Raw genomic sequence first — 14,158 nt, forward strand, 5'->3', positions numbered from 1 at the left:
GCGCCGTACTCATGGCGATGGAAAGCGCCTCCAGCTGGCCATCGAGGCTGGCATCGATGATCCCCACCTCGGTCTCGAGGATGCAGCCCCCCTGATCGAGGCGAGCATCGGCGGAGATCTCCAGATAGCCGATCTCGGGGAAATCCTTGTGCACCCGGGCAATCTGGTCGCGTACCGCCTGTACCTGCTCGGGGTGCACCCGCACCGTCACCTGCTTCTGGTTGCTCACCAGCAAGAGCGCCTCGCGCACCACCTTGAGGGTGAGCGCCACCTGATCGTAATCGTGCAGGATCTTGCGCACCGCCTGCAGCACCACCTCGCTCATCTGCTGCTCCACGGTGCGGTAGTACCCCTGACACTGCAACTGGGTCTGGTGGATCAGTACCGCCTGTTCGCGCCGCGCCGCGTCAATGCCAGCCTGCCAACCGAGGCTCTTTTGCTGCTCGTAGACGGCGCGCGCCTCCGCCACTATGTCTGCGGCCTGGGCACGGGCGACCTCCACCAGCTCCTGTGCACTCAGGTAAGACTGGTAATCCTGGCTACGCAAAATGCGCTGACTTGGCGCCAGTTGCAGATGGTCACTCTTTATTTCAACAAATGGCAGCATTGGGGTGTTACCTGTTTGGCAATCTTGAGACAAAGCGCCCGGGCCAGCGGCAGCTGACTGGCAGCCAGGCGCCATGATGGTCCTGGTGGCGCAGGGGGAAGACGCAGGGCGAGGCGACGAGCCCAGTCAGGATCCACGTCGCCCGCCGCCGCCAACCAGAACTGCAACCCCGCCGTTTCCAGATAGCCACCCTCGAGATCGGCTGGCAGGGGTTGCTGCCATCCGGCAGGCCAGGGCCCGACCAGCAGGTCGAGTTGAGAGAGCACGGCTCTGTGCCCCTCCTCCCCCAGCAGGGCGATGATCTGGCGCAGCGCCGGTGCCAGCAGGCAGTGGCGGATCGCCTCCCCATGCAGCACGGCGCCAAGGCGACGCAGCACCATGCCCAGCCCGGCTTGAGGAAAAAGAGCCAGCCCACCGAGAGCCGCAGGCATCTCGTAATCGATGCCCAACACCAGCTCATCAAGCAGCGCCCGATTACTGGCGGATAGCATGCGCCAATCGGGTAAAACGTGCTGTACCCAGCGCCATGAGGATGGGAAGTGCTCCTCATGGAGGTAACTGGCCGGACAAAAGCGCAATTGATATGGGGTAAGACCAGGGGTCATCAGCGACTCCGGCTCCGGTGCCACATGTACTGGGCCAGATTGGTGGTGATCACCAGCGCCAACAGCAGGGCAATCAAGCCACCCAGCCGCCACTTTGAACCTTCGCTCACTTCAATGGAGAAGAGCGAGGTATTACGCGGCATCAGCGGGCTCTGGCGCACATCGGCCGAGGGCACCAGCACCACACTGATCCGGTCGTAGGCGAGCCCCTCAATGCTGTTGTTGACCAGCTGTTTGATCTGCAGGATGTAGGTGTCCAGTTGGATATCCGCCGCATGCTTGATAAAGACCGAGGCAGAGGCAGGGGACGGCTTTTTGCCGATCCCTTCGTTGCCCTCCGGTAATACCACATGGACCCGAGCCACCAGCACCCCGTCTATTTCCGACAGGGTATTGGAGATCTCCTGCGCCTTGGCATAGGTGAGGCGAGCCCGCTCTTCGGTGGGCGAAGAGATGAGGCCATCCTTGGGAAACACATCCTGCAGGGTAGAGAAGCTCTCCCGTGGATAACCCTTGCGCTTGAGGGTTTCAATGGCTTGCGCCACGTCAGACTCCTCCACCAGCAGCTTGATAAGGCCATCCTTGTCTGGCTGCTTGTCCGAGGAGATCCCCTCGGTCTGCAGCAACGCCAACATCTCGTTGCCCTCTTTCTGGGTGACCCCGGTATAGAGCTCCACTTTGCAGCCACTGAGTAGCAGGGAGGTGAGTACCACCCCCATCAGCATCGATCTCTTCACACTACCTCACTGGGTCTTCAACAGGGTTTCTACGTTCTGGCTCATCTTGCCCACCGTTTTGGCGATCAGCTCCTCCTGCATGGTGATCCGCATCAGCGACCACTGCATCTGCATCAGGCTGTTGGGGTCATCCCCCGGGGTTGCCAGCTCGGCTTGCAGGCTCTGCTTGGCCTCGACAAACTGCTGCTTCAACTCCCCCAGCTCCCCCAGCAGGGAGCCACCGAGCCCTTGTGAAGCGCTCCCCATCGCCTGGTCAAAGCTGGCGACCTGGGAAGAGGAGACATCGGCCGTTTTCAACTCATCCAGGCTGGTCACGACCGCCTGGGCAGACTGTGCAATTTCCATCACGCCTCCAGATCAAGTTTGTGCGAATTGCGCATCAGATTAGCCACCATGCCGTTGAGCGGGATCAGGGTCATCAGCTCGCGCCGAGCCAATGCATCGAGAAACAGATGTTCCGCGGGCACAGCGCCCTGCCCGTCCTTGAGCTCACCGATCAGCGTCAGCAACACCTTCTCCCGCCGCGACGCCAACGGGTCAAACTCCCGCATCAAAGCCCGCAACTCGGGCAGATCTATCGCGGCAACGACCGGCAACTGACGCTCGCCAAATCGCTCGACAAGCTTGCTGGTGACGGGTTTAGCGAGCCGCTGACCAATTTCAGCCGCCTGTTGTGTGTTGCCCTGCGGGTGGAGTTTCCAGAGCAGATCACGCTGGGCAGCCGGCGCCAAATTGACCAGCAAGCTGTCGAGCGGCGCCCCCTTTTGCCAGCGTTCAACCAGATCCGTCTCGGGAGCCTTGGCCAGCAGCCGCTCGAACTGGCGTTGGGCAACCGGCTCGGGAGGCGGCAGCTGACTCGCCTGGAGTGGCTGCCGGATTGGCTGATCACCGCCTTCTATTTTCATGACGCCATCTGCTCGCGCAGGCCAGCGGCAAACTGTTGCAAGGCAGGCTGGCTACTCTGCTCCAGTCGGAACAACCGTGCGGCCAGCGCATCCTGCTGACCAAGCCGCCACTCACACAGGGCCAGCCAGGGCTCGATATCCGGCGTGCAATGCGCTTCACCCAGCAGCAAAGCGGCCTGGTAATCACCCTGGTTCATCAGGGAGGAGAGGCGAATGAGTGTCACACACTCCGCCATCTCCGGTTCGCCAGCCAACCAGTCGGCGATGGTGGCCGCCTCCTGGTGGCAATGGTGGCCGGACCCGGCCAGCGCAAGTTCGGCCAGCTGTCGCTTAAGTTGAGGGTTCATCATCAGATCTTCTGCAAAATACCCTGCATCAGGTCTTTCATGGCCCGAGTCACGGTGGAATTGATGTTGTAGATCACCGACCACTTGTTGATCTTGTGCTGCAACTCGGCCAGCAACGCCGGGTTGTCTGGATTCTTTTCCATCGCCGCAATGGCCTTGTTGACCTCGGTGTTGGCTTCATTGGCCTGCCCGGAGAGCTTCGCTGCCACCTGATCGAGGGTGTTAGTGGTACCGTCCGCATATTTAAAGTAATCAGTCATGGTTGTGCTCCTGTATCTTGCCAATGATCTTGAGCCCCGCCTCAATGGCGTCAGCTTCTTGTTGCCACTCCCGATACTGTTGCGGGGTGCCCCCGCGCAGCAGTTGCCGCTTCACCGCCCCCTGTGCCTGAACAAGCTGCTCGTGCAACTCGCGGGCAAAAGCGGGCTCAGCGCCGGACAGTCGCGTTTCCAAACTGGTCATCATTCCGCTCGACTCCTTTTAACTTGACGATGTATTGCTGGCTGCCCTTGCTCACCACCACCGCGTCGCGGCGAATGGCCAGCACCCGCACCCCGCTGGCGGTTGCCCCCCCGATCGGATAGCGCTGATTGTCCGCCAGGATCACGTAGGGCACTCGGCCAAACGAGACGCTGCGCACCTCGAACTCCAACTCATCCTGACGGGGCGTTTGGGTCTGATTGATCAGCTCGAGCGTCGGGTGTGCGCCAAACTCCCGGCGAAACAGTTGATTTACCTGCTGAAACTGGCCGAGCTGGCGCTCATCCAGCTGGCCGGAGAGCTCGAGTCGATCGCCCGCCTCGCGCACGCGCAACACCCCTGCCAATCCCTGCTCCTGCAGCAAGGCATTGAGGCGCTTGCGATAGGCCCCGGCAATCTGCACCTGATTTTCCACGCCCAGCAGGCCGGGGACCTCCTGCTTGAGCAGGGATTCAATTTTGCTCCATTTGCCATCCTGGCCATTGATTTCACCGCTGAGCCGCAGCCAACCGGGCTCCTTGCCATTACGGAGTTGCAGCTGTTCATAACCCAGCTTCTGCAAGATAAAACCGGCCCCCTGCCGCAGGTCCTCCATGGTGCGCAGCTCGAGGCGGTAGCTAAAACCGTTGCTGTCGAGGTACTGCTGCAAGGCAAGACGGGTACTGTTCTCATCGACGTAACCGGAGAGTTGCCACAGTTCGGGATCGCTGTTGTCCAACACCACCTGACGGTACTTGGGCGAGGCAAGAAAGCGCGTCAAGAGCTGCTCACTGCGAGCTGACTCATTCTCGTCACCGCCATGCCACCAGCCCGTGCCAAGCATCAAGATCACCGCAACCACCATGCTCAGGCAGAGCGCCCCCATCCATACCTCGGCACGGGCCGCTCGCCGCTGCGGACGAGCGGGTACCGCCACCACCGCCAACGCCTCCAACTGCTCGGGAAGTGAATGGCTGTTGTCGCAGAAGCTCCAGAGCAGGGGGCCCGCTTCCAGTCGTGTCCCCGCCTTAAGCTGGGCCCCCGGGGTCAGGGCGTCACCATCCTGAGTCGGGGTGATACCGTCAGCCCACGCCTGCAGGGTGATCCCTTCGCCAGTGACCATCAACACCAGATGTTCCGCGGCCATCCCCTCGTCTACCAGCACCAGATCGGCCAGCAGCGGATCGGCACCGATGACCAGACGCCCCTCCTGCAGGGGGACCTCCACCCCGCGGTTGAGCCCGCGATATACGCGGCATTTCCAGCTCATCGAGTGGCGCCCTCTTTACCCGCCTGCACACACCAGCTGGCAGCGGGCGTACATTTTTGATCCTTGTTCATCTCGACCAGCCGCCACCCCAGCTCATTGCCCATCTGGCACTGGATGAGGGACGAGCTCTTGCCCCCCTGACGCAGCAACTGCTGTACGTCACGGGCTGCGGCCAGCGGCTGGCACTGGGCGCCGCCCAGTACCTTGCCAAGGGAGAGACTCTGGTTGGAAATCTCGTCAACCCCGAGCACCCCGGCCCGCAGATCCTGACCGTTGCCGAGGGCCAGATAGTGCGCGATACCGTCATCAATCAGACGAGGTTCGATGATAAATAGACGCACGGCACGCCTTGTTTTGACCTCTTCGCTGCGAAACAGCACGCCCAGATAGGGAATGTCACCGAGGAAGGGCACTTTGCTCAGGTTTTCGCTCATCTCGTCACGGTAGATACCGCCGATCAGCAGGCTCTGGCCGTGGCCGACCCGGGCGATGGTATCCACCACGGTGCGGCTGATGGTCGGGATGCCGTCGATGCCAGAGCTGTTTGGCTTCTGGTTGCCATCCTCGATATGGAGGCTCAGGCTGATCTCGGGTCTGTCACCCATCTGGATCACCCGTGGCGTCATCCGCAACATGGTGCCGTAGGTAATATCCTTCAGCTCTGCCACCCGCTCACCACTGATCTTGACGTAGTAGGTTTCGCTGTGGTCGATCACCGCCTGGGTATTCTCCTGGGTCAGCAGGGTCGGGCGGGAGACAACCTGGGCATTGCCCTCGTTCTCCAGCAGATTGACCCGGGCCAGCAGATAGTCGAGTCCTTTGGAATCCACCAGACTGCCGAGCGCGGCGCCACCTTCAATCCCCGCACGATCACCGGTGGTCTTGATGACCACCTGCTGGTTGGAACCGGTGCGGATCCCGACACGCCAATCCACCCCTAACTGGGAGAGATCCTCGGCATTGATATCGATGATGGAGAGTGCCACCTCGATGCGGGCCGCCGGTTTGTCGAGCGCCGCAATCAGCTTGCCGTACATGGCCATCCGCTCCGGGGCATCGCGCACGATCACCGCATTGAGGGAAGGGTCGGCCTGCACAATGGCCTGGCCGGAGGTGACGGCGGCCCCCTTGTTGCCCTCGCCGTTCACCATCTGCACTCCGGCATCACTGAGCAGCTTGGCCAAAATGGTCGCCACGCCGGGCGCTGCCACATCGGTATCGCGGTACTGGATGGAGCGGTCGGTCGCCGAGGCGTACTTGAGGGGAAAGATCTCGATGGCCAGCGGCCCGGTCTTCTCGCTGCGCAGCTGGGACTGTTGCTCCAGAGCCTGCGCGGTCTGCTCGATCAGCTCAAGATAACGGGGCGGACCGGAGACATAGACCAGCCGGTTATCCGCATCGGGGCGCCAGCCAAAGCGCGGCTCCCAGATCCCGGCACGCTGCAGCGCCTGTTTGAGTTCTGCTGCGCCAGTCTGCTCCAGATTGATGAGGCGGGACTGTACTTCGCTGTTCTTGAAGACATAGAGCACATTGCCGTCGTAGTACCAGACCAGGTTGTAGAGGGAGGCAAGCTGCTGCAAAAAGGCGAGCGGCTCATCGTGCTCAAACTGACCGTTGACCTGATCATTGACCTTGTCGCTGACCACCACCGAGACCTCGTAGTTGGCGCCAAAGTTGACCAGCACATCGCGCAGACTCTCCCCTTCTGCTACATAGCTGTAAGGCATGGGAACCCAGTCCAGCTCCTGAGCCATGGCGGGACGCTGCCATGCCACCACGGCGAGGCAGAGCCACAACAGGAACAGGGGGCGCAGCAGGGGTTGCACGCTCAAGGGTGCCATATCATCTGTCTCCATCGGGGGGCCAGTGCGGCCTCGGTCAATTGCGGCTCCAGCCGCTCCAGCAGCGCAATGTGCTGACTCAACCGCTCTTCCAGCAGTTGCTCATCGAGCCACTCCAGCGCGAGTCTCGCTTCCAGTTGCAAGTTGCCGAGTTCATCGAGCACCAGGGCATGGGGGGCATGGCGGCCCCAGGCTACCACCTGTTGCAGCAGGCGTTTCAGCAAGGCGGGATCGCTCTCCTCCGCCCCGCCAGCCTGACGGCTCACCAGGGGGGTACTCAGCAGCAACTCGCCATTTCTGGGGGTTAAAAAGAGGGGATAGCCATCAAGCCGCAAGTGATATTTACCCTGAGCATCGGCAACAAAAGGCCCTTGGCCGAGTTTTGCGGCCAATCGATTCAGTAGTGTGTGCATAGTTCCTCGGGCTATCTAGCGGGGGGTTGCCACAGATGGTTGCCAGTAGAAGTGATCCTTACCCAGCGCGATCCCCCGACCAACCAGCCACTCGTGCAGCGTCCGGGCCGCGTCAGACTGATGGGGAAACGCCTGCAGGGCACGCCAGAATGCACCGAGCTCCAACGGTACCGGCATCAAGTGAGCCGGGTCTCCCTCCTTGCTCGTTTGTGCATACCAGGCTGGCCAGGCAAGCCGGAGACGCGCCTCGCAATCGGCCTGCAGCTGCATGAGCTCCTGCTCGCGCTGGCTCAACTGCTCAAGCTGATCGGCGATCCTGCTCTCCAGATCTGCTGGCACATCGACCACTGTCTGCCAGAACACCGCCTGGGCATTGAGCTGGCGTCGCATCACCTGCAACTGCTCCAGTTCATTGAGCCAGGCGCCGTAGCGCGGTTCCAGACGCTGCACCCACCAGCGGTGGAGTGGATAGAGCACCCAGTGCCACAGTTGCGGGCGCTCAGCCAGATTGATCCGATCCCCCAACAGTTGCATCCAGTCGCAGCGCTCACTGACAGCCAGTCGCAGGATCTGCTGCAACTCCTGACGTGACACCGCAACTCCGGCATCGAGGCGACGCTGAAACCAGATGGAGTCCAGCAAACTCTTCAGCCGAGTTCTTGGCAACAGCCGCTGCAACAGGGCCATCTGCTGCGAGGTGATCACACCGGCATCCTGATAACGGAGCACAGACAGCTGGCCAACCAGACGATCCCGGCTCAGGGTATCTGGCTGGACAACGGTAACCCGACGACCCGCAAACAGGCCCTGGTTAGGTGAAAGGTGATCTTGCTGACTCATGTTATGCCTTGCTCATCTTGCTGCGGGCAATAATGGAATGATGTTTCGATATACAGGCCATTCTATCCATTGCCTTGCTCCGCGGCTTATAAAAAACGTCAGATTATTTTAGTCCGGCGTTAATCTGTGCCATGTCTGGCACGGCTCGGCGTACAGCCAAAACGACGGCGATAACTCTGGGTAAAATAAGATTGGCTGGAGAAACCGGCCTCCATCGCTATATCGACGATGCTCATTTCACTATTGAGTAATAACTGATGAGCGTAGAGAATCCGCCGTTCGCTGATCCAGGCCCGGGGAGATACACCATATATCGAGCCAAACAACTCCTTGAATGTGGTCAGCCCCATCCCGAACTCTTTGGCGAATTCGCTCAGCTTCCACTCCATCAGATAGTGCTTTTCCATAAACTGTTGCAACCGCTCGACCTGGCGATTACTGAGCTGACGCAATATTGACATCAATTGGGGCCCCTGCTCGCCAAACGCGAGCAGAAACAGCAGCTCTTCGGTACGCAATTGGGCCAGGGCTGGGGGGTGTTCGTGTTCGGTCAGCCCGCACAGCCCCTGAATGCATTGCGTCTGCAGGGGGGATGAGTGAAACGGTAACAGCGTGGGGGCCATCCCCTCCAGCCGGGCGACTTCGCTCAACAGTGAACCAAAACGTTGCAAGAAGCCTTGCAAGAAGGTGTTTGAAAGGGGTAGCCAAAGCAGGCGACAGGGGACGTCACCGGTACAAACCGCGTAGTTGCCACGGCGCACGAACAGGAGCTCGTTGGGGGATAACTCGTAAGTATCGGTACAGTCCTGCCACTTCATCGATCCTTCCAGGAGGATATAGATTCCCTCTTGCGGATGTTCGATAACGTTAAAAGCAGACATGCACCACTGGAGTAGGGCCATGTCGCCCTTCTCTGCGGTAGTAATGCCTTTCATATTCTGTTTTCCTGAATCTGCGTGTAGTGCCAGTGACACCTCGGCGGAAGCAAGCTTCTTCTCGGGTGCTTTCTTATTGGCGTTTATTTTATTTATTATTTTGTAATAAGTTCATCATCTGGTGAGCATCAATTTAATCACCATTGAAATGAGGGTGAATCCTACAACAGTCACAAGCAGAAAAACCAGCCTGAAATTAGAGCTAACACACTACTTATCTATTAAAGCAACTCATTCATCGGACCGCACTTACATAACAAGACAGTTTGTTACAAATAAGAAACAGCGCGACTCTAACTGACAATTGAGTAAATGATTGATTTGAAGCTTATTTATTAAACACCGACACTACTGACATTGCGGATAACAATTTCTAGGCTGCAATTGAATAACTATTTTCTCGCCATTTAAAACCTTAAAAACTTTCTGCTGACTCATGGCCTGCACCGCTGTGCCATCAATAAACCTGAGTCGGGTACGCACATAGATCTCCCCTGTTGCCAATTGCAGCGGCGTCAATCGCAAATCAAACAGCAATGGCAACATGGTCACCTCATATCGGGTGGCTGCCACTTGCAAGGGACGCCCCTCGATCACACTGAGTACCGCCACCTCGACCATCGCTGGACGTGGCAATGCACCCGGGAAGTGCACCTCCCCCTTGAGTTGCTGCATCGACGGCCGCCGCTCCGGGGTGGTGACACAACCGGCGAGAGCGATCAGCAGCATCAGTGCCAGCAAGCCTCTCATAACACCCGGATCCGGCGTTCGGCCAGCGGAGTGTGCTCACCCTGTTGCAATCGCTGAAGCGCCAGATCCTGTACCGGATTGAGGGTAATAGAACGTCGCAGCAGCGCAGACAAGGGGATCTGGCTCGCACTGGCTGGCTGAGCGCTCATGGTTCTGCCAGCAAATGTCCCCACCTTGCCACTCTCTGCCGAATGCAGGGCCAGCGCGCTTGGTGCTTTCTGAATCTTCATGGTTATACCCGTACTCCTGTCACCTCATCGCTGCGGCCCTCGGAGATCGGTCCGGGTTGCAGCAACTCCTGCCAGAATTCAGCATGATCCAGCATGCTGGCGAGACTCTCTTCAAGGTACGCCAGAGTCAGCTGGCTTGCCGTCATCTGGCGATAAAGCTGCACCTTCAGACTCTCTTCATCGAAGCCGAAGTGGAGATTGAACTGATACCAGTGACGATTGAAGCAGGCCAGCTGACGAAAGATCCCTTCCCCCACCTGGTGCAGTTCGGCCACATCGACCTGCAACACCAGCTGATCCCGCTCCGGCACCAGGATCAGGCTAAGTTGCAGCCGCTCGTCAAAACAGAGCGCGGCAACCCCCTCCTGATTCAGGGTCAGGAGTGGCAATCCATACTTGGTGGCAAACTCGGTGAGCAGCCGATTGATGATGACAGTTACATCCATGATTTCCTCCAGCAGAGAGGAAAAGATGTTAGCCTGCCACGGCAATGCAGGCTGTCACTCAAGGGCCGCACTTTTAAGAAAAATGGCCGGAAAAACAAAAAGGCGCCCGAGCGGACGCCTTGAATATCACCATACTTATGCAACACCAAACGCGGCTCGCATAGCTTGATTATGGCTCTGAGCATACTGGTGCATCATCTGCAACACATCCTTCATAAAGTTAACATTATTAGACATGTTATCTTCGATCTTCTGTTTCTCTGTCTGAGCAACATTGGCACGGAATTCATCCTCTTTCGCATCAGCCTGACTGTCTGCCTCATGATACTGGATGGCACTATTAGCCATCTGAGTAAGGCCTTGCGATACCGTATTGAAAAGCTGCTGACGATTGGTGCTGACATCAAACTTTTTGTTTAAAGATGATAACTGACTTTGGTTCTTTTGCAGATCATCCGACAGGTCTTTGCCTGCCGCACCAAGCTCTTTACCTGAGCCCTTCTTCAACTCGGTCAACTGCTCCAACTCTTTGCCCTGTTTGACCACATTGGCATTGAGTGCTTTTTCCTGCTTGATTGTCTTGACCTGTTTAACGCTAGAGAGTGTCCCCAAAACAGCAGAGATACCCGTCATCACCCCCGAAACAACCGCCATCGCAATCATCAATTTGGCGCCATCGCGCATCTCTTTTACTTGATCTTTTTGTGCTGAGAGCACCGCCTGACTTTCCATATCACGCTGCTGTAAACCCATCTCGCGGGCTCGACGTGACATCTCGAGCAATGCCAGCAAAATACCCAGCATACCATCCAGCTCATCCTTGCCTTTGGCAAGCAGTGACGTATCGATCCCCTGATTAGGTTGAATCAATTCAGGCCGTGATGATTTGCGTGATTCCGAAGCACCCTTCATTACAGAGGCCGCTTCATGGGAAGTAGCAGATTTGGCTAGCGCACTACTTTTATCCACACCCTCGGCAGACATAGCAGCAACACTATTTGCATTCAGCGAATAATCAATATTAATGCTCATAATAGAAAATCCTTTTATTTAGATAGCGGACGGTCTGCTGGCAATATTCTGCAGCATGGTGCCTTTGGCTGTAATCATTTGGAAAATCATCTCCATAATATGCTGGAAAGACTCTGTCATTTGCGACAGCGCCTCTTTCAACTTATCCATCACAGCTTGTAATGTGGTCAGGTCCTGACGGTTCTCAACCACATCGGCTTGTTTATTCTGCAGGTTCGCCTTAAAAACGCTATCCACCGTACTGGCCGTTCCCTGGCCAATATTGAGAACCAGATCTGTTGCGCCAGTGGCTGTTTTTACTACTTTTTGCGTTGCGGTCAGGGTTGCCTTGGTCACTTCCGTCGCAGCCTTGGCACCCGCTTTGAATGCTTCTACGCCAGCCTTCGCTGCAATTTTGCCTGTCACCTCTGCGACCTTGCCACCGACCTTGGCTCCTAGCTCGGCAAGCTTACCAGCGGCAGCCCCCCCGCAAGTCACAACCGCAGAGACCACCGCCATCGCGACCTCAAGCGCCGTCATGACAGGACCAAGCCACTTCATGGTTTCCGCGCTGATTAGCCCATCTTGGGCCGCCTGCTGCACGGCCATATTGGCAACCCCCACAGCACCGGCTGCAATTAACAAGGCCCCTGCTGCAGCACCCACCCCGGTAGCCACCAAAATGGCGCCAATCACGATAGAGGCAATGGCACTGAGCCAACCAAAAATCTTTCCAAACAAGCCAGATTTTTTGGCTTTTTCTGCCGCTTCTGCAGACTCTTTCATCTTGGTCTGGTTGGCATCCATTTGTTGAATGTTTTTTTGACGAGTTTGTTCAACCTCGGCCAACTTCAACTTCTTCTGAGCCTCACCCAATTTGTCAGTCACCTTGCCCAACTCAATTTCGAACTCATCAGGAGAGGTGAAAGATAAAATAAGCATGTTGAACGCCTGAAACTGCACCGTTTTCAATGCAACCGGCCATAACTCTTCGACCAGACCCGCTATTTCATTGGTCTGCTCTGCCGTCACGTTCTGGTTGACTGCTGGCAGAGGGGATGGCAATTCAACACTTTTACTTTGGAGTGCGCCACGGCCAGCAGGTGTATTACCGGGAGCGACGGCGGTAGCAACACTGGTTTTAATATCGGCAGTGGGTGCCTCAATCGAGGGGGCAATATTATTTACCCCTGCCAGGTTTGACCGTTCATTACTGATTGGATTCATCTTGGATATCCTTTCTTACTTTTACAGCTTCCAACATGGTACTGGCATTCTCCGCCAGTACCGCATGCTGCGGCTTATCTGCCGCCAGCAATTGAGCCGAGTGAAAGCCACTCTCGGCTTTATCCAGCTCTCCCAAATGCAACAGACACTCTGCTGCATGAAATGGAAAGCGCGGCTCTTGCAGATCCATCATGGCACCATAGCTATAACTATCGATGGCTTGCTGATACAGACCCAACGCCTGACGGCAAGCGCCCAGTCCCAGGAAAAAACGGGATTCGTAATGATCCAATACACAGAGCACCTGAAATATTTTCTGTGCATCTTCATATTTACCTGAGTGGTACTGACTAAACCCCAAGGCGTACATCTGCTCCAACGTATCGTTGGAGATATTACGCAACATAGCCAAGGTGCCACCATCTTCCAGAAATGACTCAAGCGCCTGCTCTAACTCAGCATCAATATTTTTTTCTTGTGTAGCCTGCATAAATACCACCTATTTTTATAGCTTAAATAGCCTGAAGAATATCTCGCATCACAGATTCATACTTCTGGATAAATCTATTGAGTGCTTCAATGGCCGAGTTATAACGAGAACTATAGTCATTCAATCGTGTTGTTTTTTCGCTTACAGCATCATTAATAGACCGAGCTCTATCATTTACAGATGTAGCAAAATTGGTTGCATCCCGGTCATCTTTAGTGTTGGTATACTCATGATTAACACCATTCATACTACCGGTATATTTCATGGCACTTGATAGAAAAGTTTGAGCTGACTGTGGCTTAATTGTTATAGTCGATAATTCAGAGGCAGCGACAAGCCTATTTTCTTGAATATTTATAAGTATTTTAAACTCAGATGATTTTCTAAAAGATTCTTCATCAGAATAGCCATACAATGTACGGTCCATTAGATTAATACCATTACCATCTGTTTTTATTTTTTCTGTTCTATTTGCCAAGCCTTGGTTAACGTGGTTTTGAATAGCCACATATATTCTAAGCTCAGCCGTCAGTGCTGTTACATCATTACGTAGGCGATCCCGCTCTCCCGCGTTAAAAACCATAGCGTCCGTCATCACGCTAATCACATCATCATCAATCCGATCCGGCGTTAATGAAAATTGGGTAACAGCCAAAAAACTCCGTAATGTATATTCTTGATGTCCCGCTGCCACCCCATCTGTGATGATCTTCTTGAAGTTTTCGTACCCCCCCCTTATTTGAGCATCATAGATCCCCCCAGGGATGGTTGCATCAGCGGGCATAAAGTAGGCTAACAGTTTTCTCAGCAGCGACTCATCATCGGTCACGATTTGGTCAGGAAATACACTGGTATCTATTTTTTGATCATACTTGGCTGTAATTTTTATATTTTCTTTTTTAAGCAATGCAACCAATTCGTCCAGTGCCGTTGAATCTGCGCCACGTAACTGATTCAATTCAACCTTGCCTAGTTCAGACAGAAAGTTTTGTGGGTCTTTTTTATATGAACTGATTTCAATTATTAATACCCTATATTACCAGGC

The 14,158-nt window shown here is 55.8% G+C and carries 20 protein-coding genes; all 20 read right to left on the bottom strand.

Features of this window, described 5'->3' with window-relative positions:
* Window positions 1-607 (bottom strand): HrpE/YscL family type III secretion apparatus protein (locus LD28_RS0119675; protein ID WP_033138620.1); only part of this gene is annotated, 607 nt, incomplete at its 3' end.
* Window positions 586-1,212, bottom strand: a complete 627-nt coding sequence (locus LD28_RS0119680; RefSeq protein WP_033138601.1) for a Yop proteins translocation protein K — start codon at window positions 1,210-1,212, stop codon at window positions 586-588. The genes LD28_RS0119675 and LD28_RS0119680, both read right to left, overlap by 22 nt.
* Window positions 1,212-1,949: a SctJ family type III secretion inner membrane ring lipoprotein AscJ gene (gene ascJ / locus LD28_RS0119685; protein ID WP_193354325.1), complete on the bottom strand. Its 738-nt coding sequence runs from the start codon at window positions 1,947-1,949 to the stop codon at window positions 1,212-1,214. Before ascJ ends, LD28_RS0119680 begins: the two co-directional genes overlap by 1 nt.
* Window positions 1,950-1,955: 6 nt before the next feature.
* Entirely contained in the window at window positions 1,956-2,294 is a 339-nt protein-coding gene (gene sctI / locus LD28_RS0119690; protein WP_033138603.1) for a type III secretion system inner rod subunit SctI, read from the bottom strand.
* On the bottom strand, window positions 2,294-2,854 hold the full coding sequence (locus LD28_RS0119695; RefSeq protein WP_033138604.1) for a YopR family T3SS polymerization control protein: 561 nt from the start codon (window positions 2,852-2,854) through the stop codon (window positions 2,294-2,296). Before LD28_RS0119695 ends, sctI begins: the two co-directional genes overlap by 1 nt.
* Entirely contained in the window at window positions 2,851-3,204 is a 354-nt protein-coding gene (locus LD28_RS0119700; protein WP_033138605.1) for a YscG family type III secretion system chaperone, read from the bottom strand. The genes LD28_RS0119695 and LD28_RS0119700 overlap by 4 nt, the downstream gene beginning before the upstream one ends.
* Window positions 3,204-3,461, bottom strand: a complete 258-nt coding sequence (gene sctF, locus LD28_RS0119705) for a type III secretion system needle filament subunit SctF (protein WP_033138606.1) — start codon at window positions 3,459-3,461, stop codon at window positions 3,204-3,206. The genes LD28_RS0119700 and sctF overlap by 1 nt, the downstream gene beginning before the upstream one ends.
* Window positions 3,454-3,666 carry an EscE/YscE/SsaE family type III secretion system needle protein co-chaperone gene (locus tag LD28_RS0119710; RefSeq protein ID WP_033138607.1) on the bottom strand — a complete coding sequence of 71 codons (213 nt, stop codon included), beginning with the start codon at window positions 3,664-3,666 and terminating at the stop codon, window positions 3,454-3,456. Before LD28_RS0119710 ends, sctF begins: the two co-directional genes overlap by 8 nt.
* Window positions 3,629-4,930, bottom strand: a complete 1,302-nt coding sequence (sctD, locus tag LD28_RS0119715) for a type III secretion system inner membrane ring subunit SctD (RefSeq protein WP_033138608.1) — start codon at window positions 4,928-4,930, stop codon at window positions 3,629-3,631. Before sctD ends, LD28_RS0119710 begins: the two co-directional genes overlap by 38 nt.
* Complete coding sequence (gene ascC / locus LD28_RS0119720) at window positions 4,927-6,786, bottom strand: SctC family type III secretion system outer membrane ring subunit AscC (protein WP_167334792.1); 1,860 nt, start codon at window positions 6,784-6,786, stop codon at window positions 4,927-4,929. Before ascC ends, sctD begins: the two co-directional genes overlap by 4 nt.
* Complete coding sequence (locus LD28_RS0119725) at window positions 6,759-7,184, bottom strand: YscB family type III secretion system chaperone (RefSeq protein WP_033138610.1); 426 nt, start codon at window positions 7,182-7,184, stop codon at window positions 6,759-6,761. Before LD28_RS0119725 ends, ascC begins: the two co-directional genes overlap by 28 nt.
* 15 nt (window positions 7,185-7,199) lie before the next feature.
* On the bottom strand, window positions 7,200-8,024 hold the full coding sequence (locus tag LD28_RS0119730; protein ID WP_033138611.1) for a T3SS regulon anti-activator ExsD domain-containing protein: 825 nt from the start codon (window positions 8,022-8,024) through the stop codon (window positions 7,200-7,202).
* 119 nt (window positions 8,025-8,143) lie between these two features.
* Window positions 8,144-8,959, bottom strand: a complete 816-nt coding sequence (locus LD28_RS0119735) for a helix-turn-helix transcriptional regulator (protein WP_033138612.1) — start codon at window positions 8,957-8,959, stop codon at window positions 8,144-8,146.
* A 348-nt stretch (window positions 8,960-9,307) separates the two neighbouring features.
* The gene (locus LD28_RS0119740) at window positions 9,308-9,709 is read right to left on the bottom strand and encodes a YscW family type III secretion system pilotin (RefSeq protein WP_033138613.1); all 402 of its coding nucleotides are present in this window, start codon (window positions 9,707-9,709) and stop codon (window positions 9,308-9,310) included.
* The gene (locus LD28_RS0119745; RefSeq protein WP_033138614.1) at window positions 9,706-9,939 is read right to left on the bottom strand and encodes a T3SS regulon translocated regulator ExsE family protein; all 234 of its coding nucleotides are present in this window, start codon (window positions 9,937-9,939) and stop codon (window positions 9,706-9,708) included. Before LD28_RS0119745 ends, LD28_RS0119740 begins: the two co-directional genes overlap by 4 nt.
* A 2-nt stretch (window positions 9,940-9,941) precedes the next feature.
* Window positions 9,942-10,385: a type III secretion system chaperone gene (locus LD28_RS0119750; RefSeq protein WP_033138615.1), complete on the bottom strand. Its 444-nt coding sequence runs from the start codon at window positions 10,383-10,385 to the stop codon at window positions 9,942-9,944.
* A 135-nt stretch (window positions 10,386-10,520) separates the two neighbouring features.
* Window positions 10,521-11,417, bottom strand: a complete 897-nt coding sequence (locus tag LD28_RS0119755; RefSeq protein WP_033138616.1) for a YopD family type III secretion system translocon subunit — start codon at window positions 11,415-11,417, stop codon at window positions 10,521-10,523.
* 18 nt (window positions 11,418-11,435) lie between these two features.
* Window positions 11,436-12,623: a type III secretion system translocon subunit SseC family protein gene (gene sctE / locus LD28_RS0119760; protein ID WP_033138617.1), complete on the bottom strand. Its 1,188-nt coding sequence runs from the start codon at window positions 12,621-12,623 to the stop codon at window positions 11,436-11,438.
* Window positions 12,607-13,113 (bottom strand): SycD/LcrH family type III secretion system chaperone, encoded by a 507-nt coding sequence (locus tag LD28_RS0119765; protein WP_033138618.1) that lies wholly within the window; start codon window positions 13,111-13,113, stop codon window positions 12,607-12,609. The genes sctE and LD28_RS0119765 overlap by 17 nt, the downstream gene beginning before the upstream one ends.
* 22 nt (window positions 13,114-13,135) lie before the next feature.
* Window positions 13,136-14,137, bottom strand: a complete 1,002-nt coding sequence (locus LD28_RS0119770) for a virulence-associated V antigen (protein ID WP_081959637.1) — start codon at window positions 14,135-14,137, stop codon at window positions 13,136-13,138.
* Between the last annotated feature and the right edge of the window lie 21 nt (window positions 14,138-14,158).

This window comes from Aeromonas finlandensis, from assembly GCF_000764645.1.
In the GTDB taxonomy this organism is placed as follows: domain Bacteria; phylum Pseudomonadota; class Gammaproteobacteria; order Enterobacterales; family Aeromonadaceae; genus Aeromonas; species Aeromonas finlandensis.